This is a genomic window from Wolbachia endosymbiont of Drosophila ananassae (assembly GCF_008033215.1).
Classification (GTDB): Bacteria; Pseudomonadota; Alphaproteobacteria; order Rickettsiales; family Anaplasmataceae; genus Wolbachia; species Wolbachia pipientis.
Window position 1 is genome coordinate 1,136,215 of record NZ_CP042904.1, and the last position, 22,019, is coordinate 1,158,233.

A 22,019-nucleotide genomic window follows, 5' to 3' on the forward strand; every position below is an offset into this window, starting at 1 on the left:
CATTTAATATTCAAAAGGAGGATGTGGTAAATTCTGACATTAAGCATATTAAGAAAAAGCTTAGTCAACAATACCGTAAATTATCGTTAAAATATCATTCAGATAAAAACCCAAACAATAAAGAAGCGGAGGAGAAATTTAAGGTTATTGCATTAAATAAGCCATTTTTTGAAGAATTTATAATAGAGCCATTGGAGAAAGGTCTCAATAAAAGAAATAATTTAATAAAAGAATTACGCGGTAAGTTGTGGAGTCGCAGTTATGAAGAATTGCAAAAATACTTAGATGATAAGTGCAGAAATAAACTCTATAATAAGCAGCAGTCAATTAACAATAATGTAACTGCTTATGTAAAATATTCTTCTTATTCAAATCTCTTAGGAGTTCTTTTAGTATCCTTCACATCAATTGCATTTTTAATAATTAATGGTATTTCTTCTAATGTACCAATAGCAGTAGGTTTTCTTGCTCCCTTGTTAGCAGGATCTATTTTGAGTCTAGCTGTTAAGAGCATTTATACTAGAAATGGGAAAGAGTTTAATCATCAGACTAATATTTTATTATTGTTTAACTTTGACCAAGAATGCGAAAATTTTTCAAAGAGTGATAGGACTAAATTAAAGTGGCTAAAAAATTCAGTTATTTTGAGCAACACAATCTGTACACCTTTAATGTTTTTCAGTGTGGGATTAGATTTAGTTGCCAACGGCTTTGGTATAACTAACTCTATGATGTTATCCGGCTTATTACTTTCATTACCATTCACGCTTTTAATTGTTACTTCACCTATTTTAAATGCTGCAAGTAATTATATTCTCAAAAAGACAGCTATAAATTCAATTGAGGAGCAATTTAAAGGTGATGATCAGTTTATAGAAGTCGGTAACGAAAAGCCAAGCAGTACTATGAGCAATCAAAGTTATTTCCCCATCGGTCAGTTAATATCATCAAAGTTAGCTATTCTCCATAGCGAAGTCTCTAGCTAGGAACAATGAGCCACAGATCAGTATGGTTTTGACGTTTTGGATAGAGGCTTTTAATATGTGATTTGATATTGCATCGCCAATTGACTCACACTCAATTGCTTTTATTCCTATGTTATTGGCTTTTTCCCTAATCAAGTTTGTATTTGTTGCTTTGGGCTCAGATTTAACACAAACCGCACATAATAACTTGATATATGGTTTTAAGTGTTCTAAGAACTCTTCCACATTTCTGTTACGAGTAACACCAAAAATTATATAGATACCTTCAGCAAAATTATCTTTTACCCACTGAAATAGTACTCTAGCACCATCATTATTGTGCGCACCATCCAAAAATAATTGCCAATCTTTTGGTAATAAAGAAATTAAATTGCCCTCTTTTATACGCTCCAGTCGTGCAGGCCAATAAGTGCACTGTAAACCTGAAGTGATATCCTCTTCTCCAATGTCAAATCCATATTTTCCACTCAAAATGCTACATGCTGCAATGGCGTTTCCTGCATTGATTATTTGGTGATCACCCTTTAAAGACGGCAAAGAAAATTCTATTGATTGAATAGCTGATTGAAAGACCATCCTGTTATCTTGTTTTTCGCAATTCCATTCAAAACCTCCTCTATATAAGGGAGATTTCTTATTTATTGCGTGGTATTCTAGCGTGTTCATTATAGATTTTTCTTGTGGTGCTATCACGCAAGGAACATTAGGTTTCATTATTCCAGCCTTTTCACCTGCTATAATTTCTATAGTAGGGCCAAGATATTCCGTATGATCAAGTGCAATGGAAGTAATTATTGTTAAAATCGGACTATCTATAACATTTGTTGTATCAAGTCTTCCACCCATACCCACTTCAATTAAAGTTATATCGGCTTTATGACGAGAAAAAGCTAAAAAAGCTGCAATAGTTGCAGCTTCAAACAGAGTGATAGCTTGTTCTGCAATTACGGCACGGCATTCTTCTAACAAGCTATATAATTCATTATCGTCGATATAACTGCCTGCAATAACTATTCTTTCATTAAAATTCACCAAATGTGGAGAAGTGTATGCGTGTACCTTATACCCTGCTGCTTGCATTATATATCTTATAAATGCTAGTGTTGAGCCTTTCCCATTAGTTCCAGCTATATGAATTACGGGAGGCACTTTTTTCTCGGGATTATCTAGTTTACTAAGAAAGCTTTTTATGCGATCAAGAGAAAAATCATTCGGCCTGCTACCAAGTGGCTTAGGCCAATGAGGCATATATATCATAGATTATTGTTACATTTTAATTCACCTATCACACTTGCTATGCCATGCGTGTCAATCTTCTCACTAAATTGAGAACGTTGATTAATAGCAATACTTATTCCACTCATTACAACATCACTTATCAAGAAAGAACTGTGATTTTTAGTAACTTTAAAATCAATATTTGTAAATTCTTCATCACCGTAAGAGAACCTTGTGCCAATTAAGCAAGTTTCATCGTCAACTGCTTTTGTACTCATTATGATCATTTCACTATTACTCATGTATTTAGATAAAATTTTAACGCACAAACGTGTAAGATACACTTCATACTCTCTTAAGAAATCTTCCCTTTCCTTCTGGGTAGTCAAAACCCCATATTTTCCCATGACAAATCGAGATATTTCTTTGAGGTTAACATTATTCTGAATGACCTCCTGAAGCTTTTCGTGTACATGCCCTAGGTTTTTTCTATTTCCTTTTGTAGATATGCTGTCTACTTGTTGTTTCATAGTATGCACAAAAATTTTGTGATCTGTACAATTAGTGTAAGCACTTGAAGACATTACAATAAAAACAATAATAGTTAAAACTTTAGTAATATTCATAAGATATACTTAAAATGCAAAGTTTAATAAAGATTAAATAACAATCGCTGACTTTAATATACCTATAGACATGCTCTGTGTAAATCATCTATAATTCAAGTAGGGGTCTGTGCTATGCGTTATGAGTTAAGTTAAATTTCCCGAGCGATAATTTCTAGAGAAGGGAATTGCCTCTGCTGGTTTCGTTGAAACTAATATGCGATGCCCACCTTAACTTCAGGTCTCAGGAATCTACTAAGGCTGACGGTAGATACGGATCCTTTTTTGATTGGTACTAAATTTATGCTTCATCAATACAGAGAACAAGGTACCTTCCTATGTTCGCCTAATGAAGTATTCCAAATTGTAATTGATGTTGAAAGGTATCCTGATTTTGTTCCTTGGTGCAAAGCCGTTTATATAAAAGAAAAAATTGACAATCAAATGGTTGTGGACCTTCTAGCAGCTTTTCATGGAATTAAAGGAAGATATACATCAGAGGTAACCTTTCTTTCTCCAAGTAGAACAAATGAAGGTTGGATAAAAGCTGTATCATCAAATGGAATATTTAAACATCTATGCAATAAATGGCAATTCATTCCCATAGATGAAAATAAAACTATGGTAAAGTTTTATATAGAGTTTAAGTTTAAGTCCAACTCATTTTCAACCCTATTAAACTCAGTATATAAATATACACAAAGTAAAATAATTGCTGCATTTAAAGACAGGGCTGAAAGCCTTGCTAAACAAAAGTTACCTTGACATTATTTATATAAATATATAATTTTTTTAGTAAGTTAAGTATTTATATCGTAATGATTTTTAGACTATTGCTTTTATCAATTTTTATAAGTGTTAATTCTTATGCAGTTGTTAACCAACATATTCAAAAAGAAACTAATGAAATAACATCAAAGGAGTTACTATCACTATTACCCGATGATAAATTATTAGGAAATCCAAAAGCACCAATTCTAATGATAGAATATGCTTCATTAACTTGCTATCACTGCTCTCTTTTTCATAAGAATGTTTTTCCTAAAATAAAAGAGAAATATATAGACACAGGTAAGATGTTATATATATTTCGTCATTTTCCTTTGGATTACAGAGGGCTAAAGGCTGCAATGCTAAGTCATTGCTACGAAAAACAAGAAGACTACTTTAATTTTAACAAAGCTGTTTTTAACTCAATAGATTCGTGGAATTACTACAATTTAAGTGATTTGACTTTACTACAAAGAATTGCTGCACTAAGCAACTTAAAGCAAGATGCATTTAACCAATGCATTAATGATAAGAAAATTATGGATAAAATCATAAATGATAAATCACTGGCAATTAATAAACTTGGTATCACAGCTACCCCAATATTTTTCATCAAGCTTAACGATGGTAAGTCATATATAGAGCATAATAAAGTTAAACATGAAGGGTATAAAGAGCTGAAATACCTCACTGATGTAATAGATAAATTATATGGAAAAGCTATAGTGAAGTAATACCACTGTAGCTTACCATATAAAAGACTCTATGCTGAGTCATTGTTTTTTACGACTGTTTGTTGTTTTTTACGCTCAAATTCTCTTTTTTTACTGTGCCAAGCGTAGTAATACATAGCAATTTTATTCTCTATTAATACTATTGTTCCATCATAAAACTGAACCATATCCATAACTTTTCTCTGAGCTTCATCAAAACGTTCTTTATACTTTTCACGATAAGCTGGATTATTTAATAACATAACCCCTTCATTCTTGTTAGATTTTTTGTTTAACGTTTCAACTTCGCTAGCAATAGTATAAGACATATAACCCCCTCTAATTGATTATAAAAATTATATTTTAATAAAGAGAAATGCGCATAAACAATCTCTTTAATTCCAGCACAATAATCGACTGCTTATTATACTAGTTAACTATAGTACAATATATAATAATCCTTGTCACTTAAAATTTTATACTATGAAATAATAACTTAAAATAAATATTTTTATTATTTCAAACTATATTATTATATTTATAAATTGTGTATGAATTAAGCCTCCCTAATTTATAATATATGCGTAATAATTTTAGTATAAAATTGTCATACATAAGAAATCTATTTGCAAAAGAATATAAAACAATAGAAGAATATTGTATTCTTGAAAAAAAGCAACATATTCAGATTAGCCCTGAAGAAGGAAAGCTATTAAGTTTATTTATAAAAATCCATAAAATCAAAAGTATTGTTGAGATTGGCACGTTATACGGTTATTCGTCGATTTGCATGGCAAAAGCTCTACTGGAAGATGGTCACATATATACAATAGAAAATAACCCTCAATACTCAAGAATAGCAAAAAAAAATTTTAGTGCTTTTAATCTGAGTGATAAAATTACTCTAATAGAAGGCAATGCATTGGAAAAACTTAATGAATTATCAGCAAAAGCACCATTTGACATGATATTTATCGATGCTGATAAAGGTGGTTATCCTAAATATTTAGATTGGGCAGAGTCATACATTAAACAAGATGGGCTAATCGTTGCAGATAACACTCTATTGTTTAACACAGTATTTTTAGAATCGCCTCCAAAAGAAGTATCAGAAAAATCATGGCATGCTATGAGGGAGTTTAATAATAGATTATCAGATGAAAAAAAATATTTCTCTATATTGATTCCAACTGATGAAGGAATGACTGTAGCTTTAAAGCTAACATAAGTTAAAAATCAAGGTCAGCGTAATGTTTAGGAGGGATTAAACCGGAAACTCTCTCTAATAATATCTCACGAAAACAAGGCTTTGATTTAACAATGGAGTACCATTCTTTTAAAATTTTACTTTTTTCCCATGGAAAACTACTTACATAATCCATTACGGAAATATGCGATGCTAAAGTAATATCAGCTAAAGTGAACTTATCAGTTGCAAGCCAAACGTTCTTGTTAATTAAGTGTTCGATGTATTCCATATGGCAAGGCAGGTTATGCTGAGCTGCATGAAGAAATCTAGAGTCAGGGCTGCGGTTAGTAATTACTTTTTCATTCATAATATACTTAGTAACTTCATTGTAAAATTTGTTATCGAACCAATTGATTAGAGCGCGTATTTTAGACTTAATAATAGTGGATGAACCAAATAATTTGACATTGCTATTGTAAGTCTCTTCTATATATTCACAAATGGCATTACTATCCGCTATTACAAAGTTATTATCTATTAATACTGGTACTTGCCCGGTTGGATTGATCTCCATAAATTCATTCCGCTTTTCCCATGGATTTTCATACACTAAATCGCAGCCCAACTTTTTTTCTTTGAGAAGAGCTCTAACTTTTCGTGAAAATGGACAAAGAGGAAAATGATATAAAATCATAATGTTCCTCTTTTATTATCCCAATATCCTTTTTTTGTTACCCTATGGCTTGACCTACAACTGTACGAACTTTCTTTGTAGTCCACAGAAGTTTGCGTAGCAGGTGGTGTCATGCAAGTAGCTGACACTGGAATCCAGCTCTTATTATACAACAGCCTGATGTATTCATTTAAAATTAAGTTTTCTGGATCCAAGTAGTCAAGCACTGGGATGACAGAAGAAGAGTATTTTGGGTAACAGTTGTTTACTCCAAAGTAATGTTGCAAGAGATCTAACATATAAATTATTAAGGTTAATATAGGATATACCTTGCTAAATAAAAAAAAAAGTATAATATTTTATAAGGTATGCAGGCAAAAACTCTGTAATTTGGTCAGATCAGAAATGAAGCAGCCATATCAGAACCTTTTTGGGTTGCATACCTATTTCATTATTTGTTTTATCCGAGGCTATGAATATAGCATTAAAACATCGTCCTAGTAGCTTCAAAGATCTAGTAGGTCAAGATATATTAGTGCGTGTATTAGAAAATGCTTTTATTTTAAACAAAATCCCACAATCTATACTGCTCTCTGGTAGTAGTGGAGTTGGTAAAACCACCACTGCAAGGATAATAGCTTTATGTTTGAATTGTTCCCTGGGGCCAATTTTTGAACCTTGCGGATCATGTGAAAATTGTCTAGCAATAAAAAATTCAAGCCATCCAGATGTAATTGAAATCGATGCAGCAAGTCACACTAGCATTGACGATATTAAAGTAATCCTGGGAGATATTTGCTATTCACCTATAAGCTCTAAATTCAAAGTCTACATTATAGATGAAGTACACATGCTATCTAGCAGTGCATTTAACGCATTACTTAAAACCCTAGAAGAGCCACCATCTAGTGTAAAGTTCATTTTAGCAACTACGGAAATAAAAAAGATACCAATAACTATTATTGCACGTTGTCAAAGATTTGATTTACACAACATTCCTGTAGCTAAAATAGTGGAACGTTTAAATGATGTTGCACAAAAAGAGAGTTATTCCATTGAAAAGGGAGCATTAGAATTAATTGCACGACACTCTGGAAATTCAATGCGTAACGCCTTGTTTTTGATGAATCAAGCAGTGCTATATAGCAAAGATGGTGCAATATCCACTAAAAATGTGACAGACATACTTGGCCTAGTGGATAAAGATATTATATTCGATCTATTAGGGGCAATATTAGAAGGTGATTTACAGAAAGCTCTATCAGTGTTTGACAAGGCGGTAAAAACAGCAAACCCACTTAGTATTTTTGAAGGTCTATTGCAAACAATTCAGTTAGTATGCCGTTTTTTGATTACAAAAGAGATTGATAATGCAGTTACAGAGCATGAAAAGAATAGGATAAAAGATTTAAGTATAAAGAGATCTTTAATATTTTTTTCGAGATTGTGGAAGATGTTGCTTAAAGGTATTCAAGATATAAAAACTTCAACATGCAACGATGTTGCTGCTGAAATGATGTTAATTAGCCTCTGTTATCTTTCTGATCTGCCTTCTCCGGAACAGGTGATCAAAAAAGTTCTTTCGCAGAATGTAGAGCAAGGAAATAGACAGGGCAGACCTGTTGCACCTTCCCCCTCTGTCATCCAAGTAGCTGACTACTCGGATCCAAAAAAATATGTGGAAAGTAAACAACAACCCCACTCTGTCATCCCAGTGCGTGACACTGGGATCCATGTGGAAAATAAACAACAAAATTACGATTTTGATAAGATTTTGCAACTATTAAGGCGAAGTAACCAAATTTATCTTTACAAACAACTGTGTAATAATCTACAATTAATAGATTGTAAACCTGGATATTTAAAATTAAAAGCTGTATCTAAGTTGGATAGTAATTTTTGCAATGATTTAAAAAATTACTTAAACCAGGTGACTCAGCAAGAGTGGGTTATTGCAGTTGATACAGGTTATATAAACAGGGAAGTGAGTAATTTAAATTATGCACCTGCAGTTAAGGATATCCTTGACACGTTTAAAGGTGCAAAAGTAGTTAATATAGAAAATAAGGAGTAAGTTGTGGATTTTAGTCAAATAATGAAACAAGCGCAAGAGATGCAAAAAAAGCTTGCAGAAGCTCAAGAAAAATATGTTGGAAAAGAGTTTCAAGGTATTTCTGGTGGTGGCAAAGTTTCTGTATTAGTGGAAGTCATAAAAATAGGTAGCTATAAAGCTAAAAAGGTGAACATAGACTTAGAACTTATGAGAAATGAGGAAAAAGATATAGTAGAGGATTTAGTAACAGCAGCGTTTAATGATGCCGTTAAAAAAGCAGAAGAAGATATGGCGAATGCAACTTCTGATCTTGCAGGTATGATGGGTTTACCATCTGGGTTTAAACTTCCTTTTTGAATTTACTACTGAAGTTTCTTTTAGTGTAAGTATTTTTTTTCTAATATTCCCAACGCTAGTACTTCTTCATATAATGTACCTATACTAGCATAGCCCTACGTCATACCGTGATTCATTCCACAACTGTACAAACATTGCAATATGGCACATAGTAAACGATGTCATTCCAGTCTGGAATCCAGCCTTGCCGTAATCTCATCAAGAACATTGTGTTTTAACATAAAACGGCTACTTTTATGCTTACCAACTTAATAAAATTCCTGGATCCCAGACTGGGATGACAAGAAGATGGTACTTGGATAAGAGGCATTGCCCTCCTGGTAGGCCCAAATTGCAATGTTCGTACAGTTGTGGATTTCTCATCCGCTAACAAGCAGCGAGATGACGAGGTCTTTCGATAGTAAATCTTACCTGTGTTAGCTATACCAAAAAATCAAAAGTCGTATTTATTCATTAATAAAATCTTTGTCTTCTCCTAAAAATTAGTTAAAATGTAGAATATTTTGTGTTATTAAGTTAGCACTTGACTTAACTTTAGTTGTTACTTAGACTGCTAAAGTGGAATTTTAATTTTTTTTACGAGGACAATTATGCATTATAAAAAGTTTTTTTCAGCAGCCGCTTTAGCAACGTTGCTAAGTTTATCAAACTCTGCTTTTTCAGATCCTGTTGGTCCAATAAGTGATGAAGAAACTAGCTACTACGTTCGTTTGCAATACAACGGTGAAATTTTACCTCTTTTCACAAAAATTGAAGGTATTGAATATAAAAAGGCCACAGACATTCATAATCCATTAAAAGCATCTTTTATAGCTGGTGGTGGTGCATTTGGTTACAAAATGGACGACATCAGGGTTGATGTTGAAGGGCTTTATTCACAGCTAAACAAAAATGATGTTACAGGTGCAGCATTTAACCCAGATACTGTTGCAGACAGTTTAACAGCAATTTCAGGGCTAGTTAACGTTTATTACGATATAGCAATTGAAGATATGCCTATCACTCCATATGTTGGTGTTGGTGTTGGTGCAGCGTATATTAGCACTCCTTTGAAAGACGCTGTGAATGATCAAAAAAGTAAATTTGGTTTTGCTGGTCAAGTAAAAGCTGGTGTTAGTTATGATGTAACTCCAGAAGTCAAACTTTATGCTGGAGCTCGTTATTTCGGTTCTTTTGGTGCTCATTTTGATAAAGATACTGCTGCAGCAAGCAAAGACAAGGGGGAACTCAAAGTTCTTTACAGCACTGTTGGTGCAGAAGCTGGAGTAGCGTTTAATTTTTAGTCTATCTCAGTCTTGTTATCCCAGTGGGTTTTTTCTTGTCATTCAAGTAGCATGACACTGGGATCTAGAAAAAAGAAATGTGGATTCCAGTGTCAAGGCACTGGAATAACACTATTTGCTATGTGTTTAAGCTATAACGTTTACCATTGTACTGGTAGAATATCATCTAAAGTTACATAATGTTATCCAATTAGCTAACACTGCGGCCTACTGTCTCCAAGAAATTAGATGGAAAATTTGTACTTTTTTCAAATCAAAGCTTGAATTTTTGCTGGAAAATCAATATATTATATGCATGAAGTTTTAATTTAAGTTGTTATGTTGACCTCAATGGCAAACTTATGTGTCGATAGCAGAACCAATCTCATGCAATATATTGCTAGGGTGCAAAAATTTCCTATGCTGTCTCAAGAGGAAGAGGTACGATTAGCAAAAAATTGGAACCAATATAAGGATGTTTCTTCTGCTCATAAATTGATTACCAGCCATTTGAATTTGGTAGTGAAAATTGCAATGAAATTCAAAAATTATGGACTATTGTTGATGGACCTGGTCATGGAAGGAAATATGGGTTTAATGCATGCAGTGAAAAAGTTTAATCCTGATTTAGGGTTTCGTTTTTCAACTTATGCGGTGTGGTGGATTGAAGCTTCAATAAAAGACTTTATATTGAAATCTTGGTCGTTTGTGAAAATAGGCACAACGCAAGCACAAAGAAGATTGTTTTTTAGTTTACGTAAAATAAAAAAAAGAATTTTACAGTATACAAACAGGGAAACCTTAAATAATGAAGAAATAAAAGCAATATCTAATGAGCTTTCTGTATCCGAAGGAGACGTTCTGCAGATGAATTACCGTATGGCTTGTAAGGATCAGTCGCTAAACGATTGCATAAAAATAGGTGATGACTCTAAAAGGGAGCTACAAGATATGATCCCATGTAACTTGGTTAGTCAAGAAGTAACCTATCAGAATCATGAAGAAAAAGAATTAAAAGAAGCAATTTTAAACAATGCACTAGCGAGCCTCAACGAAAGGGCAAGAGACATTTTTATCAGTAGATATTTGTCTGAAAACATTCAAACTCTGGATGAACTTAGTAAAAAATATTGTGTTTCAAGAGAAAGAATAAGGCAGTTGGCTGAGCAGGCGATGGCTAAGGTAAAACAATATATACAATCTGAAAGTTTGAAATTTTGTTTGCATGCGTAGTTTTTTTATATTTCTAATATTTTTTTCGATAGGCGCTTTTGCATCGGTTAGTGATGTACAATTGAAGGAAAAATATAAAGATTGGCTCGTGTATACTGCATTGGAAGATGGAGAGAAAGTATGTTATATTGTATCCTATCCTAAAAAAAAAAGCGAATATTATACAACCAATCGCAAGCCGTATGTAATGGTTAGTTATGTTGATAAAAAAGCAGATGAGGTAAGCGTTACCTCTGGTTTTCAGTATGATAAGGAGCCTGTAGCTCTCAATATCGACAAAAAAATTAAATATACACTGCCCATAATACAGGGAAGTTTTGCGTGGGCAGAGCATACAAAAATAGATCAAGATCTCATTCTAAAAATGAAGCAGGGATTATCAATGGTAGTTAATGGAAAAACAAAAACAGTGACCATTGATGATACTTATTCCCTACTTGGTTTTCAAAAAGCGTATCAAAAAATGCATGATTTATGCCATACAAAGTAAATTATTGTAACAGAATACCCAGCTATAGTATAAACTAGACTACTCTTTCAATGGAAATATAAATAGCACTTTACTTTATATGGGATGTGGATATCATTTAAAATATATTTTTGAGAGTTAGCAATGTCAGAGGTTGCAGGTGTAGATACAGAAATCAAAAAGCAAAATTCTGTGTGCGAGCAGATGCGTTTTAGCGTGAGCCGCACAAGTCTTTTAAATACATTATCCAGAGTAAGTGGAGTGGTTGAAAGGCGTAATTCAATAGATGTTTTGGCGTGTATAAATATCAAAGCACAACACGGCAGCATAAAATTAATGGCAACTGATCTTGACATTTCAATGTTTGCCTCACTTGCTGCAACCGTATTAACAGAAGGAGAAGTAAAAATTTCAGCGCATACTTTACATGACATAGTGAAGAAGTTACCCGCTGATTTGGATGTCAATTTTGAAGTAAACAACCAAGGAAAATTATTGATGTCTTGCGGAAATGCAAACTTTTCTTTACCGAATGTAGTTTCAAGCAGCTTTCCTGCTCTTGAAGAAGACAATTATAAACATGATTTTATTCTACTAAATACGGACCTGATAGACTTATTAACTAAAACAAAATTTGCTGTATCACTAGATGATACAAGGTATAATTTAAATGGAATATATCTACATACAGATGAGCAGTTTCTGTACTGCGTTGCAACTGATGGCCATCGTTTATCATGTATAAAGAGGCCAAAGCCTGGGAACATCAATGGCGAATTTGGTGTGATCATTCCACGTAAAACTGTTATGGAGCTGTTAAAAATATTGGACGATTGTAATGAAATTAAAGTAAAACTCTCAGACAGAAAAATCAAGCTTACATGCGGTGAATATATTCTAATATCAAAATTAATAGATGGGACTTTTCCAAATTATAAAGCAGTTATTCCAGCATCTCAAGATAAGCATATGATTATTGAAAGTAAAAAACTTTCAGATGTTATAGATCGAGTTTCCGTTGTTGTATCTGATAAAGTAAAATCTATTAAATTCTCACTACAAGAAAAGCTGCTAACTCTGCATTCAAACTCCCAAGAGTGCAGTGATGCAACTGAATCCATAGAAGTGGACTACAATGAAGCCCCTATAGAAATAGGGTTCAACTCGCGTTATTTGCTTGATGTTCTATCTTGCATAAAAAATAAATGTAAGTTTAGCTTAGCCGATGGTAATAGTGCTACAATTATCACTGATGAAGATGATTCAAGTGTATTATATGTAGTGATGCCAATGAGAACTTAAACTCGTCATCTCGCTGCTTGTTAGCGAGATCTGGAGATACTGCGGCGGTATGACACTTATTTCACTAAGAACGTTACTTTTTATTAAATTAGTAATCTATCTTTACCAAATACAAGCCAAAAGGCGGCGCGGTAACCCCAGCAGCACTTCTTTTGCATTGGCTTAATATATGTAGCATTTCTTGCGGATTGGTTCTATTTTTTCCAAATTCAACTAAAGTACCCGCAATAATCCTCACTTGGTTATGTAAAAAGGAAATAGCAGATATTTTGATGTGTATATGATTCCCGTTTTGTACTATATCGATATCATCAATTGTTCTTATCGGATTTGCGGCGTGACAATCTTTTGAACGAAAACTTGAAAGGTCATGTTTTCCAAGTAGATGTTTAGCAGCTTCACGCATAATATTTACATCAAGTGGGCTAAACACTTGCCATACATAACCCGTCTCCAGAGCGGCAGGAGCATAGCGATTAACTATTCTGTATTCGTAATATCTTTTTTTTGCTGAAAACCGTGCGTGAAACGCATCATCTACAACTTCTGCATTAAGCACAACTATAGGAATTGATTTTAAATGATAATTTATTGCGTTTCTTATTCTATAAAGCTCACATTCCTTTTCCATATCAAAATGAGCAACTTGTCCTAAAGCATGAACCCCAGCATCGGTCCTTCCACCACAGTACAAGGCAATTTTCTCACCACTAAAATTAAATATAGCATTTTCTATCTTCTCCTGGATTGAGTTAGCAGAGTGTTGCTGTTTTTGCCAACCAGAGAAACTACTACCATTATATTCTACCGTTATTTTGTATCGCACTGCATTACATCAAGCTCTATCTAAAATAGTCATTTTCTATCTTAACATAATTTATGGTCAAGCCTACAGTGCTGCCACTCCCATAAAGTAGTTCGTCCAATCTTAAATCTTGCTGCCACTGCTTCTCTGCTTTCTCCTTCGTCTAGCGCCTCCATTGCTTTTTTTCTTAAATCATAACTATATGCTGCTGGCATTCAACCTCCTTATCCTTATCACATCCGGACTTCTATGAAAAGAGCTATAAATCGTGAAAAAGAACTGCTCATTAAGTGCTATTTGCTTAATAAATTTACTGACATTGGTATGGCTAAATTCGAAATGGCTACATGAATTTATCGTAAATTATTACCGTATAAGGTACGATGCGACAAAGCCATCCCAGTGTCAGCTACTCGGATGACACCGTCATAAAGGAACCAGTGTTAGCTACTTGGATGACAACCATTGTGCTTGAGGCAAAATTGACTATCACTTCTTTTTATAGAGCTTGCTCCAAACTTTGTTGTTAGTTAATACAAAAAACACTGTTAAAATTATAAAATACGCCACTACTTTTAATCCAAGTTTATGCCGGCGCTCTAATTCTGGCTCTGCTGCCCATTGTAAAAAATTTATCACATCATACGCCATATTTTCAACTGTGGCTTGCCTTGCACCATCATATTCCACCATTCCTTCAGAAAGTGGTGGCGCCATAGCTAATCTGCCTGTTGGAAAATACGAATTAAAATATAAATCATTTTCATCGTGTTCGCCGTTTTGATAGCCTGTTAACAATGAATAGACATAATTTGCACCATCATGCCTTGCTTTAATAATTAATGATAAGTCTGGTGGGACTGCACCATTGTTGCTTGCTGCAGCTGCTTCTTTTGTATCAAAAGGCGCAATAAAATAATCCGAAGGTACTCCAGGTCTGTCAAACATTTCACCCAAATCATTCGGACCATCTTTAACTTGATAAGAAGCTGCTATTTGTTTTACATCTTCTTCAGAAAAACCGACATCTTGCAAATTACGAAATGCTACCCTATTCATTGAATGACAAGCAGCACAGACTTCTTTATACACTTTATAGCCACGCTGAATTGACTCTCTATCGAAAGATCCGACAATTCCATCAAATTTCCAGTCTATTTTCTTATTTGGTAATGATTTAAATTCTTCTGCAGATATAAGACTAGATAGAAATAACATGCAGAAGATTGCAAATACATTAGATCCCATGCATAACCACTGTTTTAGTAAATTTCGAATTGATGTCATGCAAGTAGCTGACACTGGAATCCAGCTTATTTCATCACTGACATTATGGTTATCATGCACTCCTAGAATCTGTTGTCCATTGCATGATTTGTAAGTATTTTTATACCTGGATCCCAGTGTCAAGCACTGGGATGACAACGGAAGATAGTGGAATGACACTGTGTGTTGTATACAACGTTCATACAATTGTGTACATGATGCTGGAATCCATTTATTTTTTTTCTGGATCCCAGTGTCAAGCACTGGGATGACAAAAGAGGGCTCTGGGATGACAGAAGAGAGCTCTGGGATGACAGAGAATTTTGTAAGAGATCTGCTTTGAATTGACATCACCTCATCTCCGGCACAGAATCACTTAAGGTTTTTGGTGGTTCTTTTGGCTTTTCATACTTACTAAGCAGTGGTAAAACTATCACAAAGTATGCAAAGTAATAAAGAGTAGATAGCCTACTCATAGTGATGTAAGGCTCTTTTACCTCTTGTCCTCCAAGCCAGGCAAGAAGTACAAAATTTATTGCAAAAACCCAAAAAAATTTCTTAAACACCGGGCGATAAGCACCACTTTTAACTTTTGATTTATCAAGCCAAGGTAACAAAAACCACACTAAAATAGACGCAAACATGGTAAGCACACCAGTAAGTTTATCTGGAATTGAACGTAGCATTGCATAAAAAGGTAAAAAATACCACTCTGGCACTATATGTACCGGAGTGACCATAGAATCAGCTTCTATATAATTGTCTGGATGCCCAAGATAATTGGGAGCATAGAAAACAAATGCGAACAAAACTACAAAAAACAGACCAAAAGTTATGCAATCCTTGACTATATAATAAGGATAGAGAGGGATGGTATCCTTATCTGATTTTACCTCCACTCCACTTGGGTTACCAGAGCCAAACCTATGCAGAGCTATCACATGAAGCATAGCTAAAGCAATAATAACAAAAGGCAGAAGATAATGCAGAGCGAAAAAACGGTTAAGGGTTGGGTTATCCACTGAAAAACCACCCCATAACCATATAACTATTTTATTGCCAATTAAAGGTATAGCAGAAAATAAGTTGGTTATAACTGTTGCACCCCAGAAACTCATTTGTCCCCAAGGCAATACATATCCCATAAAGGCAGTTGCCATCATTGCAAAAAATATAAATATTCCAATAAACCACACCATCTCTCTCGGTCTTTTATAAGATCCGTAATATAATCCACGCATTATATGAACATAGACTACCATAAAGAAGAGCGATGCTCCAACAGCGTGAGTGTAGCGTATTAACCACCCGTAATTCACATCTCGCATTATGCGCTCTACACTATTAAACGCATAATCAACATGCGGAGTGTAGTGCATAGCAAGAAATATACCTGTTATTATTTGTAAAATCAGCGCTATACCAGCCAAAGAGCCAAAGTTCCAAGCATAATTTAAGTTTTTTGGCACTTGGTAAGAAGCAGTGTGTCTTAGAAAAGAAAATATAGGCAATCTATATTCTATCCATCCTAATATGCCTTTTTCTTCTTTTATTGTTTCTTTTTTGTTATCTTCCTGCATAACTTAAACCTTTCTGAACACATGTCCATTGCTACTTTTATCTTATTTTTTTATTGTAGCAACTTATCCTTTACGCACAAATAAAAACTTTAAAGCAATATTAATTACCTCTTCAGCAACCTGTCACGTGCTGCGTTTAATTTTTGTGCAAAATATTCCGAGCCTCCTTTATCTGGGTGAACTAATTTCATTAAATTTTGATATGCTTTATTGATTTCATTTTGGTTCGCTCCAGAATCTATTCCTAGCACTTTAAATGCTCCATCTCTGAACATGTTACTACTACCAGACTAGTATGATTTTGTCTTGTAAATTTATTCAACAACCCTATTCTAACTATATAATGAAAAATTATCTACAAAGTGTTTATGAAGATGGTATGAAAATCCAACTATCTAAAGTCAACAAATATTTATTAGTTTTACTGATTACTGTCTCAGCATTTCTCATATCTGGGCAAGTATCCAGTTCAAGCAATATCGAGAATGATTTTCAAGATTTACAAGAAAAATTACCATTATTGAAAGATCAGGATTTGTTATTTTTAGATCCAGCTTCAGCTTTAAATTATGGTGATAGGGCAGGTAAAAAAGTGTTAATGGTTATAGTTCACCATACTGAAACATCAACACTAAAAGGTACAAAAGATACGCTGAATGCTAGAGGATTGTCAGTTCATTTTATTGTCGATAGGGATGGCAACATCACCTTAATGGTTCCATTAGAGAAAGAAGCATGGCATGCTGGTATTAGTTATGCAAGAGTTAAGGTAGATAGTAAGCTTGAAGAGTTACGGAAGCTTAACAACTATTCTGTAGGTATTGAAATTGTAAACACAGGACTTGAGCCTTTTCCGGAAGAGCAAATGAGATCTGTTAAAGAGCTGATTTTATACCTTATGGAGCGTTTTAAAATTAAAAGGGATATGATATTTAGTCATTCTGAAATAGGAACTATAGTGTATGATCCAGAGCTTGGCTATACAATGCGTAAACCAGATCCACACAAATTGTTTGATTGGGAGTTATTAGAGAAAAATGAAATTGGATTGCACATAAGTGACAGAATAAACCCTAAAGATGCTAAACACAAAATGGGCAAAACATTGTATAAAGCAGGTGATAGAAATGAAGGTATTTTGAAATTAAAACAAAGGCTGAACAGATTTTTCTATAAGATAGAACCTTGGAATGATAAGAAAGGTAATGTAATTTTTCCTGATAATAATGCTGATTACTCAGATGAGTTTGATGAGAATTTTGTATGGGTTATTTATCAGTTTTCAATACATAATTTACCAAGAGAAATTAGAAAAGATCTACCTCTTAAACTAGAACAAGCAGATATATTTCCTGAATTCTTTAGTGAATATAGTCATGGCATTTCTTCTAGTTATCTAACCTTTAGTGAAAAAATTAAATCGACTCTACAACCATGTTTAAGCAAAGTAGATTATGAGAATTTATTATCTTCTCTTGCACAATATGAGAATAACATTTCTCCTGATGCATCTACCACTTTAATGTACAAAATTAAGTTATACTATGATTCTTATTTAAGATATCGCATATGGTCTTCACTCTATAAACCATTTAAGCTTAATGTATTGGAAGAGTTAGAGATTTTAAAGAGTGGAGTGTTATCTTTAAAATCACTAGATAGCTCTAAAGCTGCAGAAGTTTCCAGTTTAATTGATAGCTTTAAAGTAGATATTTCTTTAGAATTTCAGGGTTTTGAAAAACAGTGGTTTCAGGAGTTTAAGAATGCTTGGAGACAAGAATTTATACCTTCCCTGGAAGAACAGATAACATGGACTGCACTACATGAAGCAATATTGGAGTATTTAGAAAAAGCAAAGGAAGAAATTCGTTAAACGAAAACTTTTTTTAAGATCACTTTTTTAACAATTTATCACGTGCCGCATTTAGCTTTTGCGCAAAATATTCCGAGCCTCCCTTATCTGGGTGAACTAATTTCATTAAATTTTGATATGCTTTATTGATTTCATTTTGACTTGCCTCAGGATTCAGCCCCAGTATCTTTAATGCTTCATCCTTGGACATGTTATCACCAGTGTAATTTTCAGTATAACTTCTACTGCTACTAAATTCGTTCAAAAACTTACTCAATATAGAGTTCATCATGAAACTCATATTATTTTTTTTTGTCAGGAAAAGAAAAAATATAACAACGCTAGGCAAGACAAATGTAATTACTATGAATACTAAAAAAAGAAAAAAGATGAATGACATGTATATTTTTTTATCATTTTATGATTAAATAGTAACAATTATAATTGTCATGGTAAATAACATGTTCATCCAGATTGAAGAAACACCAAACCCAAATACGCTAAAATTCCTTCCTGGATTTGAAATTTTAAACGAAGGAGAAACGACTGATTTTTCAAATGCAAATGAGATAAAAAATTCTAAACTAGCAGCAAATCTTTTTCAAATAGAACATGTGGTAAGAGTGTTTTTTGGTCATGATTTTATTTCAGTAACAAAATTGGGTGGAATTAATTGGGATACATTAAAAGTAGAAATTTTAACTACAATCATGGATCACTTTACTTCAGGTGGAAAAGCACTAGATAAAGAAGGAGTAAATGATAATAATATACCGGATGAAGAATTTTTTGATAAAAATGATATAGAAATTGTAAATAGAATAAAAGAATTAATGGAAAGTTATATCAAACCTGCAGTTGCTCAAGATGGTGGCGATATCAAATTTCGTGGCTATAAAGACGGGATAGTTTATGTTGAGTTACAAGGAGCTTGCTCTGGATGCCCAAGTGCTGCAATTACTTTAAAGCAAGGAGTGCAAAATATGCTGAGCTACCACATACCAGAGATTGCAGGTATAGAGACCACACTATGACTAATCAAACGGTTAGAGGAACAAAAGATTTCCTGTTTGATGAATGGTACAAGTTTAAACACATAGAGCAAACAGCAAGCAGAATCTCAAATCTATATGGCTTTTTGCCTGCTCAAACTCCGATATTTGAATACACGGAGGTTTTTACAAAAACCTTAGGTGATAGCTCAGATATCATCACTAAAGAGATGTATAGCTTCAATGATAAAGGGGGAAAGAGCATAACTTTACGTCCTGAGTTCACTGCAGCGATTGTCAGGCTACTCATTGAAAAAAAACTGCAAACACCGATAAAATTATTCTCAACAGGACCTGCATTTCGCTATGAAAGACCGCAAAAGGGAAGACAAAGGCAATTTCATCAGATAAATTTTGAGGTTTTTGGCATAGAAGATCCAAAAGCTGATATTGAATTGATATCACTCGTTCAGCACTTACTAACTGAATTTGGCATCAATAAAAATGTAAAGCTGGAAATCAACTCTTTAGGTGATGGTGAAACAATAACTAAGTATAGAGAAGCTTTGATCTTATACTTTACAAAGTATCAAAATGATCTATCAGAAGATAGCAAAAATAGGTTGATCAAAAACCCACTCAGAATACTGGATTCCAAGGATGAGAAAGATAAATCAATAATTTCTGATGCGCCTAAAATCAGCAATTATTATACGAAAGGGTCCTCAGATTTCTTTGAACAAATACTAAATGGATTAACAATTCTTGATATACCTTATACCGTAAACAATAAACTAGTTCGAGGTTTGGATTATTATTGCCACACAGTGTTTGAGTTTGTTACAGAGGATTTAGGTGCACAAGGGGCAGTTTTTGCCGGTGGAAGATACGATAATTTAGTATCTTCAGTAGGTGGAAAACACACTCCAGCAATAGGATTTGCAGGGGGTATTGAGCGCATAATGGAGTTAATCAATTATTCTCCGAAAGAAGAGCGACCTATTTACCTAATTCCAATCGGTAGAGAGGCTGAAAAACATGCTTTAACACTTGCGAATGAATTGCGCAGAAATGGTTTATATGTAATCTATGAATATAGCGGAACGCTCAGAACCCGAATGAAAAAAGCAAATCAAGCAAATGCTAAAGCTGCTTTAATCTTTGGCGATGAAGAATTGAGTAGTAAAACTTTAAAGATTAAAAACATGAATACAGGTGAAGAAAAAATAATTGCTCGCGATAACACAATAGAAAATATCTATTAGGAGCAATGCAAATGTTTTTCTCAGTCAGCTATAGAAGAAAATTCGTCTGCACAAGAATTTTTCATAGTATTCAATGTATCATAATCTGTAAAATCTAATTTTACCGGTGTAATAGTAATAAATCCTTCTTTTATTTTATTTATACTACCACTGCCTGAGTGCTCTCGAGACCAATTTAAGCTAAAAGAGCCATTCGAATTTTCAGTAAAAGTTAAATCCCCATCAATGTTATATTCACCTTGTTCAGCAAATTCTACTCCTTTTACTTTTTCCGTAGCAGGAAAATTTACACTCATCACTATGTTTTTAGGCCAACCAACCTTAACTAGCTTGGCAATAACCTTTGGTGCAAAAACCTTTGTATTGTGCCAGTCTATTTTATCATGATAAACTTGGCTTAGCGCAATAGAAGGTATAGACCTTGCAGCACCTTCCATTACAGCACCAATTGTTCCTGAATAACAAATATCGTCCCCAACATTTGATCCAATATTTACTCCGGACAATATTAAGTCTGGTTTTTTATTCATAACTTTATTTAGCGCAATAATGACACAATCTGCAGGAGTACCAGACACACTAAATTCCCTTTCACTATGTTGTTTTATTCCAATAGATTGTTTCACTGGATAATCAAGAGATCTTGCAGCTCCGCTTCTATCAGTATCTGGTGCCACTATCCATATTTCTGGCGCAAAATTCCGTGCAATCTCTTTGAGTAATTTTATTCCTTCACTTCCAAAGCCATCATCGTTTGTTATCAATATTATCATATACAATACTCAGCTATACAGTTCCAAATTATGTAAACCACTGGCTGTAAATAAACTCATGAGGCTTTAAGTTTCTTTGCATAACTGTGGACTGTAACAAAGAACCTGCTGTAAATCAATAGATTTCTTGCACAGGCCATAACTGTCATTACAATAGAAACGAAAAAACTTACTTGACAAACTCCGCCAGCTCCCTTATCATGAAACTGAAGCTATTGTATTTGCTTTCGCCAATCTGCAGATTAAAAGGTAAGGATTACTTAATGTATCGGCGTCTTATGTTTAATTTTTTGCAGTATATAGATACTGTATGTCTTTACAAAACTTCATCTACATCTAGATTTTTATCTAAATAAGCTGAACGCGCTTATAAAGCGTTACAAGACATCAAAAAATGCCAATACTTGACAGAGATAGTAAAAGACTAGCTAACTCGGGGATTCTTTGTCTTTTTTTCTGCTTGGTAAATTTCTTAAACATTTGCAGCGTAGGTTAGTTGCAATTAAAAGCAGCTAAATCTTGCTTGTCAAGCGTTTAAAACATAAAAAACGCCAATATTTTAAAGCAGATAATAACCCCAGGGCTTCTTTTGCCTTTTTTTTCATTTGGTAAATTTCTTAATATTTATGGCTAAACGACAACCGTCATCCCGCTG

General features: G+C 33.8%; 23 protein-coding genes, 2 other RNA genes and 3 pseudogenes. 16 read left to right on the forward strand and 12 right to left on the reverse strand.

Translation table 11 applies throughout. The features are described from left to right. The first annotated feature begins 23 nt into the window (after nt 1-23). Nucleotides 24-986, forward strand: a complete 963-nt coding sequence (locus EA652_RS05490; RefSeq protein ID WP_007551398.1) for a J domain-containing protein — start codon at nt 24-26, stop codon at nt 984-986. Here the strand turns inward: EA652_RS05490 and EA652_RS05495 are convergent. Both EA652_RS05495 and EA652_RS05500 read right to left on the reverse strand, forming a co-directional pair. Then, nucleotides 954-2,243, reverse strand: a complete 1,290-nt coding sequence (locus EA652_RS05495) for a bifunctional folylpolyglutamate synthase/dihydrofolate synthase (RefSeq protein ID WP_012673347.1) — start codon at nt 2,241-2,243, stop codon at nt 954-956. The two genes, EA652_RS05490 and EA652_RS05495, sit on opposite strands and share 33 nt — an antisense overlap. Beyond that, nucleotides 2,240-2,830 carry an MlaC/ttg2D family ABC transporter substrate-binding protein gene (locus EA652_RS05500; RefSeq protein ID WP_012673348.1) on the reverse strand — a complete coding sequence of 197 codons (591 nt, stop codon included), beginning with the start codon at nt 2,828-2,830 and terminating at the stop codon, nt 2,240-2,242. Before EA652_RS05500 ends, EA652_RS05495 begins: the two co-directional genes overlap by 4 nt. 101 nt (nt 2,831-2,931) lie before the next feature. Here EA652_RS05500 and ssrS point away from each other — a divergent pair. The 3 genes from ssrS (at nt 2,932) to EA652_RS05515 (ending at nt 4,314) form a co-directional block, all read left to right on the forward strand. After that, nucleotides 2,932-3,093, forward strand: a non-coding RNA gene (gene ssrS / locus EA652_RS05505) — 6S RNA. 19 nt (nt 3,094-3,112) lie between these two features. Beyond that, on the forward strand, nt 3,113-3,574 hold the full coding sequence (locus EA652_RS05510) for a type II toxin-antitoxin system RatA family toxin (RefSeq protein ID WP_041573611.1): 462 nt from the start codon (nt 3,113-3,115) through the stop codon (nt 3,572-3,574). Between the two features lie 53 nt (nt 3,575-3,627). Continuing rightward, nucleotides 3,628-4,314, forward strand: a complete 687-nt coding sequence (locus EA652_RS05515; protein ID WP_006280496.1) for a DsbA family protein — start codon at nt 3,628-3,630, stop codon at nt 4,312-4,314. 29 nt (nt 4,315-4,343) lie between these two features. Here EA652_RS05515 and EA652_RS05520 read toward each other — a convergent pair whose 3' ends face one another. After that, nucleotides 4,344-4,622: a DUF2671 domain-containing protein gene (locus EA652_RS05520; protein ID WP_007551133.1), complete on the reverse strand. Its 279-nt coding sequence runs from the start codon at nt 4,620-4,622 to the stop codon at nt 4,344-4,346. 251 nt (nt 4,623-4,873) lie between these two features. Here EA652_RS05520 and EA652_RS05525 point away from each other — a divergent pair, with 251 nt between their 5' ends. After that, nucleotides 4,874-5,521, forward strand: a complete 648-nt coding sequence (locus EA652_RS05525; protein ID WP_012673350.1) for an O-methyltransferase — start codon at nt 4,874-4,876, stop codon at nt 5,519-5,521. A 1-nt stretch (nt 5,522) separates the two neighbouring features. Here EA652_RS05525 and EA652_RS05530 read toward each other — a convergent pair whose 3' ends face one another. Together EA652_RS05530 and EA652_RS07675 are read right to left on the reverse strand one after the other, a co-directional pair. After that, a complete protein-coding gene (locus EA652_RS05530; RefSeq protein ID WP_012673351.1) occupies nt 5,523-6,176 on the reverse strand; it encodes a glutathione S-transferase family protein in 654 nt (217 codons plus the stop codon). A gap of 134 nt (nt 6,177-6,310) precedes the next feature. Beyond that, nucleotides 6,311-6,400, reverse strand: a pseudogene (locus EA652_RS07675) (WPE palindromic element domain-containing protein); the annotation flags it as partial. A gap of 112 nt (nt 6,401-6,512) precedes the next feature. On the opposite strand from EA652_RS07675, the gene ffs reads away from it, so the two are divergent. The 7 genes from ffs to dnaN all read left to right on the forward strand — a co-directional run bounded on the left by ffs (nt 6,513) and on the right by dnaN (nt 12,831). After that, nucleotides 6,513-6,612: signal recognition particle sRNA small type (gene ffs / locus EA652_RS05540), an RNA gene on the forward strand. A 15-nt stretch (nt 6,613-6,627) separates the two neighbouring features. Next, on the forward strand, nt 6,628-8,229 hold the full coding sequence (gene dnaX / locus EA652_RS05545; protein WP_012673353.1) for a DNA polymerase III subunit gamma/tau: 1,602 nt from the start codon (nt 6,628-6,630) through the stop codon (nt 8,227-8,229). A gap of 3 nt (nt 8,230-8,232) precedes the next feature. Beyond that, the gene (locus tag EA652_RS05550) at nt 8,233-8,565 is read left to right on the forward strand and encodes a YbaB/EbfC family nucleoid-associated protein (protein WP_010963017.1); all 333 of its coding nucleotides are present in this window, start codon (nt 8,233-8,235) and stop codon (nt 8,563-8,565) included. A 590-nt stretch (nt 8,566-9,155) separates the two neighbouring features. Continuing rightward, nucleotides 9,156-9,848: an acyloxyacyl hydrolase gene (locus EA652_RS05555; protein ID WP_007550484.1), complete on the forward strand. Its 693-nt coding sequence runs from the start codon at nt 9,156-9,158 to the stop codon at nt 9,846-9,848. A 318-nt stretch (nt 9,849-10,166) separates the two neighbouring features. Next, nucleotides 10,167-11,060 carry an RNA polymerase factor sigma-32 gene (locus EA652_RS05560; protein ID WP_041582625.1) on the forward strand — a complete coding sequence of 298 codons (894 nt, stop codon included), beginning with the start codon at nt 10,167-10,169 and terminating at the stop codon, nt 11,058-11,060. Beyond that, nucleotides 11,053-11,550, forward strand: a complete 498-nt coding sequence (locus EA652_RS05565) for an invasion associated locus B family protein (RefSeq protein ID WP_006279310.1) — start codon at nt 11,053-11,055, stop codon at nt 11,548-11,550. Before EA652_RS05560 ends, EA652_RS05565 begins: the two co-directional genes overlap by 8 nt. Nucleotides 11,551-11,673: 123 nt before the next feature. Further along, nucleotides 11,674-12,831 carry a DNA polymerase III subunit beta gene (dnaN, locus tag EA652_RS05570; RefSeq protein WP_012673355.1) on the forward strand — a complete coding sequence of 386 codons (1,158 nt, stop codon included), beginning with the start codon at nt 11,674-11,676 and terminating at the stop codon, nt 12,829-12,831. Nucleotides 12,832-12,919: 88 nt separating this feature from the next. Here dnaN and truA read toward each other — a convergent pair whose 3' ends face one another. Continuing rightward, nucleotides 12,920-13,657 (reverse strand): tRNA pseudouridine(38-40) synthase TruA, encoded by a 738-nt coding sequence (gene truA / locus EA652_RS05575; RefSeq protein WP_012673356.1) that lies wholly within the window; start codon nt 13,655-13,657, stop codon nt 12,920-12,922. Nucleotides 13,658-13,728: 71 nt separating this feature from the next. Continuing rightward, nucleotides 13,729-13,851, reverse strand: a pseudogene (locus EA652_RS05580) (IS630 transposase-related protein); the annotation flags it as partial. 37 nt (nt 13,852-13,888) lie between these two features. Between EA652_RS05580 and EA652_RS07680 the strand changes: the two are divergent. Then, nucleotides 13,889-13,987, forward strand: a pseudogene (locus tag EA652_RS07680) (IS5 family transposase); the annotation flags it as partial. A 138-nt stretch (nt 13,988-14,125) separates the two neighbouring features. Here EA652_RS07680 and EA652_RS05590 read toward each other — a convergent pair. The 3 genes from EA652_RS05590 to EA652_RS05600 all read right to left on the reverse strand — a co-directional run bounded on the left by EA652_RS05590 (nt 14,126) and on the right by EA652_RS05600 (nt 16,757). Next, a complete protein-coding gene (locus EA652_RS05590; RefSeq protein WP_012673357.1) occupies nt 14,126-14,884 on the reverse strand; it encodes a cytochrome c1 in 759 nt (252 codons plus the stop codon). A 368-nt stretch (nt 14,885-15,252) separates the two neighbouring features. After that, nucleotides 15,253-16,482 (reverse strand): cytochrome b, encoded by a 1,230-nt coding sequence (locus EA652_RS05595; protein WP_006280242.1) that lies wholly within the window; start codon nt 16,480-16,482, stop codon nt 15,253-15,255. Nucleotides 16,483-16,586: 104 nt separating this feature from the next. Beyond that, the gene (locus EA652_RS05600; RefSeq protein WP_010082675.1) at nt 16,587-16,757 is read right to left on the reverse strand and encodes a J domain-containing protein; all 171 of its coding nucleotides are present in this window, start codon (nt 16,755-16,757) and stop codon (nt 16,587-16,589) included. A gap of 68 nt (nt 16,758-16,825) precedes the next feature. Here EA652_RS05600 and EA652_RS05605 point away from each other — a divergent pair, with 68 nt between their 5' ends. Next, nucleotides 16,826-18,355 carry an N-acetylmuramoyl-L-alanine amidase gene (locus EA652_RS05605; RefSeq protein ID WP_238514237.1) on the forward strand — a complete coding sequence of 510 codons (1,530 nt, stop codon included), beginning with the start codon at nt 16,826-16,828 and terminating at the stop codon, nt 18,353-18,355. 19 nt (nt 18,356-18,374) lie between these two features. On the opposite strand, the gene EA652_RS05610 is transcribed toward EA652_RS05605, so the two are convergent. After that, entirely contained in the window at nt 18,375-18,626 is a 252-nt protein-coding gene (locus tag EA652_RS05610; RefSeq protein WP_223823149.1) for a J domain-containing protein, read from the reverse strand. Nucleotides 18,627-18,795: 169 nt separating this feature from the next. Here EA652_RS05610 and EA652_RS05615 point away from each other — a divergent pair, with 169 nt between their 5' ends. Both EA652_RS05615 and hisS read left to right on the forward strand, forming a co-directional pair. Next, nucleotides 18,796-19,368 carry a NifU family protein gene (locus EA652_RS05615; RefSeq protein ID WP_006280687.1) on the forward strand — a complete coding sequence of 191 codons (573 nt, stop codon included), beginning with the start codon at nt 18,796-18,798 and terminating at the stop codon, nt 19,366-19,368. Next, nucleotides 19,365-20,591, forward strand: a complete 1,227-nt coding sequence (hisS, locus tag EA652_RS05620) for a histidine--tRNA ligase (RefSeq protein ID WP_012673359.1) — start codon at nt 19,365-19,367, stop codon at nt 20,589-20,591. The genes EA652_RS05615 and hisS overlap by 4 nt, the downstream gene beginning before the upstream one ends. A gap of 20 nt (nt 20,592-20,611) precedes the next feature. Here the strand turns inward: hisS and surE are convergent, their stop codons facing one another. Beyond that, on the reverse strand, nt 20,612-21,364 hold the full coding sequence (gene surE, locus EA652_RS05625; protein WP_007550279.1) for a 5'/3'-nucleotidase SurE: 753 nt from the start codon (nt 21,362-21,364) through the stop codon (nt 20,612-20,614). Nucleotides 21,365-22,019 lie beyond the last annotated feature (655 nt).

Excerpts from the sequence above, each read along its gene's own strand:
- EA652_RS05495 (WP_012673347.1), bottom strand. The coding sequence starts at position 2,243 with ATGATATATATGCCTCATTGGCCTAAGCCACTTGGTAGCAGGCCGAAT.
- EA652_RS05500 (WP_012673348.1), bottom strand. The coding sequence starts at position 2,830 with ATGAATATTACTAAAGTTTTAACTATTATTGTTTTTATTGTAATGTCT.
- EA652_RS05510 (WP_041573611.1), top strand. The coding sequence starts at position 3,113 with ATGCTTCATCAATACAGAGAACAAGGTACCTTCCTATGTTCGCCTAAT.
- EA652_RS05515 (WP_006280496.1), top strand. The coding sequence starts at position 3,628 with ATGATTTTTAGACTATTGCTTTTATCAATTTTTATAAGTGTTAATTCT.
- EA652_RS05520 (WP_007551133.1), bottom strand. The coding sequence starts at position 4,622 with ATGTCTTATACTATTGCTAGCGAAGTTGAAACGTTAAACAAAAAATCT.
- EA652_RS05525 (WP_012673350.1), top strand. The coding sequence starts at position 4,874 with ATGCGTAATAATTTTAGTATAAAATTGTCATACATAAGAAATCTATTT.
- EA652_RS05530 (WP_012673351.1), bottom strand. The coding sequence starts at position 6,176 with ATGATTTTATATCATTTTCCTCTTTGTCCATTTTCACGAAAAGTTAGA.
- dnaX (WP_012673353.1), top strand. The coding sequence starts at position 6,628 with ATGAATATAGCATTAAAACATCGTCCTAGTAGCTTCAAAGATCTAGTA.
- EA652_RS05555 (WP_007550484.1), top strand. The coding sequence starts at position 9,156 with ATGCATTATAAAAAGTTTTTTTCAGCAGCCGCTTTAGCAACGTTGCTA.
- EA652_RS05560 (WP_041582625.1), top strand. The coding sequence starts at position 10,167 with ATGTTGACCTCAATGGCAAACTTATGTGTCGATAGCAGAACCAATCTC.
- EA652_RS05565 (WP_006279310.1), top strand. The coding sequence starts at position 11,053 with ATGCGTAGTTTTTTTATATTTCTAATATTTTTTTCGATAGGCGCTTTT.
- dnaN (WP_012673355.1), top strand. The coding sequence starts at position 11,674 with ATGTCAGAGGTTGCAGGTGTAGATACAGAAATCAAAAAGCAAAATTCT.
- EA652_RS05590 (WP_012673357.1), bottom strand. The coding sequence starts at position 14,884 with ATGGGATCTAATGTATTTGCAATCTTCTGCATGTTATTTCTATCTAGT.
- EA652_RS05595 (WP_006280242.1), bottom strand. The coding sequence starts at position 16,482 with ATGCAGGAAGATAACAAAAAAGAAACAATAAAAGAAGAAAAAGGCATA.
- EA652_RS05600 (WP_010082675.1), bottom strand. The coding sequence starts at position 16,757 with ATGTTCAGAGATGGAGCATTTAAAGTGCTAGGAATAGATTCTGGAGCG.
- EA652_RS05605 (WP_238514237.1), top strand. The coding sequence starts at position 16,826 with ATGAAAAATTATCTACAAAGTGTTTATGAAGATGGTATGAAAATCCAA.
- EA652_RS05610 (WP_223823149.1), bottom strand. The coding sequence starts at position 18,626 with ATGATGAACTCTATATTGAGTAAGTTTTTGAACGAATTTAGTAGCAGT.
- EA652_RS05615 (WP_006280687.1), top strand. The coding sequence starts at position 18,796 with ATGTTCATCCAGATTGAAGAAACACCAAACCCAAATACGCTAAAATTC.
- hisS (WP_012673359.1), top strand. The coding sequence starts at position 19,365 with ATGACTAATCAAACGGTTAGAGGAACAAAAGATTTCCTGTTTGATGAA.
- surE (WP_007550279.1), bottom strand. The coding sequence starts at position 21,364 with ATGATAATATTGATAACAAACGATGATGGCTTTGGAAGTGAAGGAATA.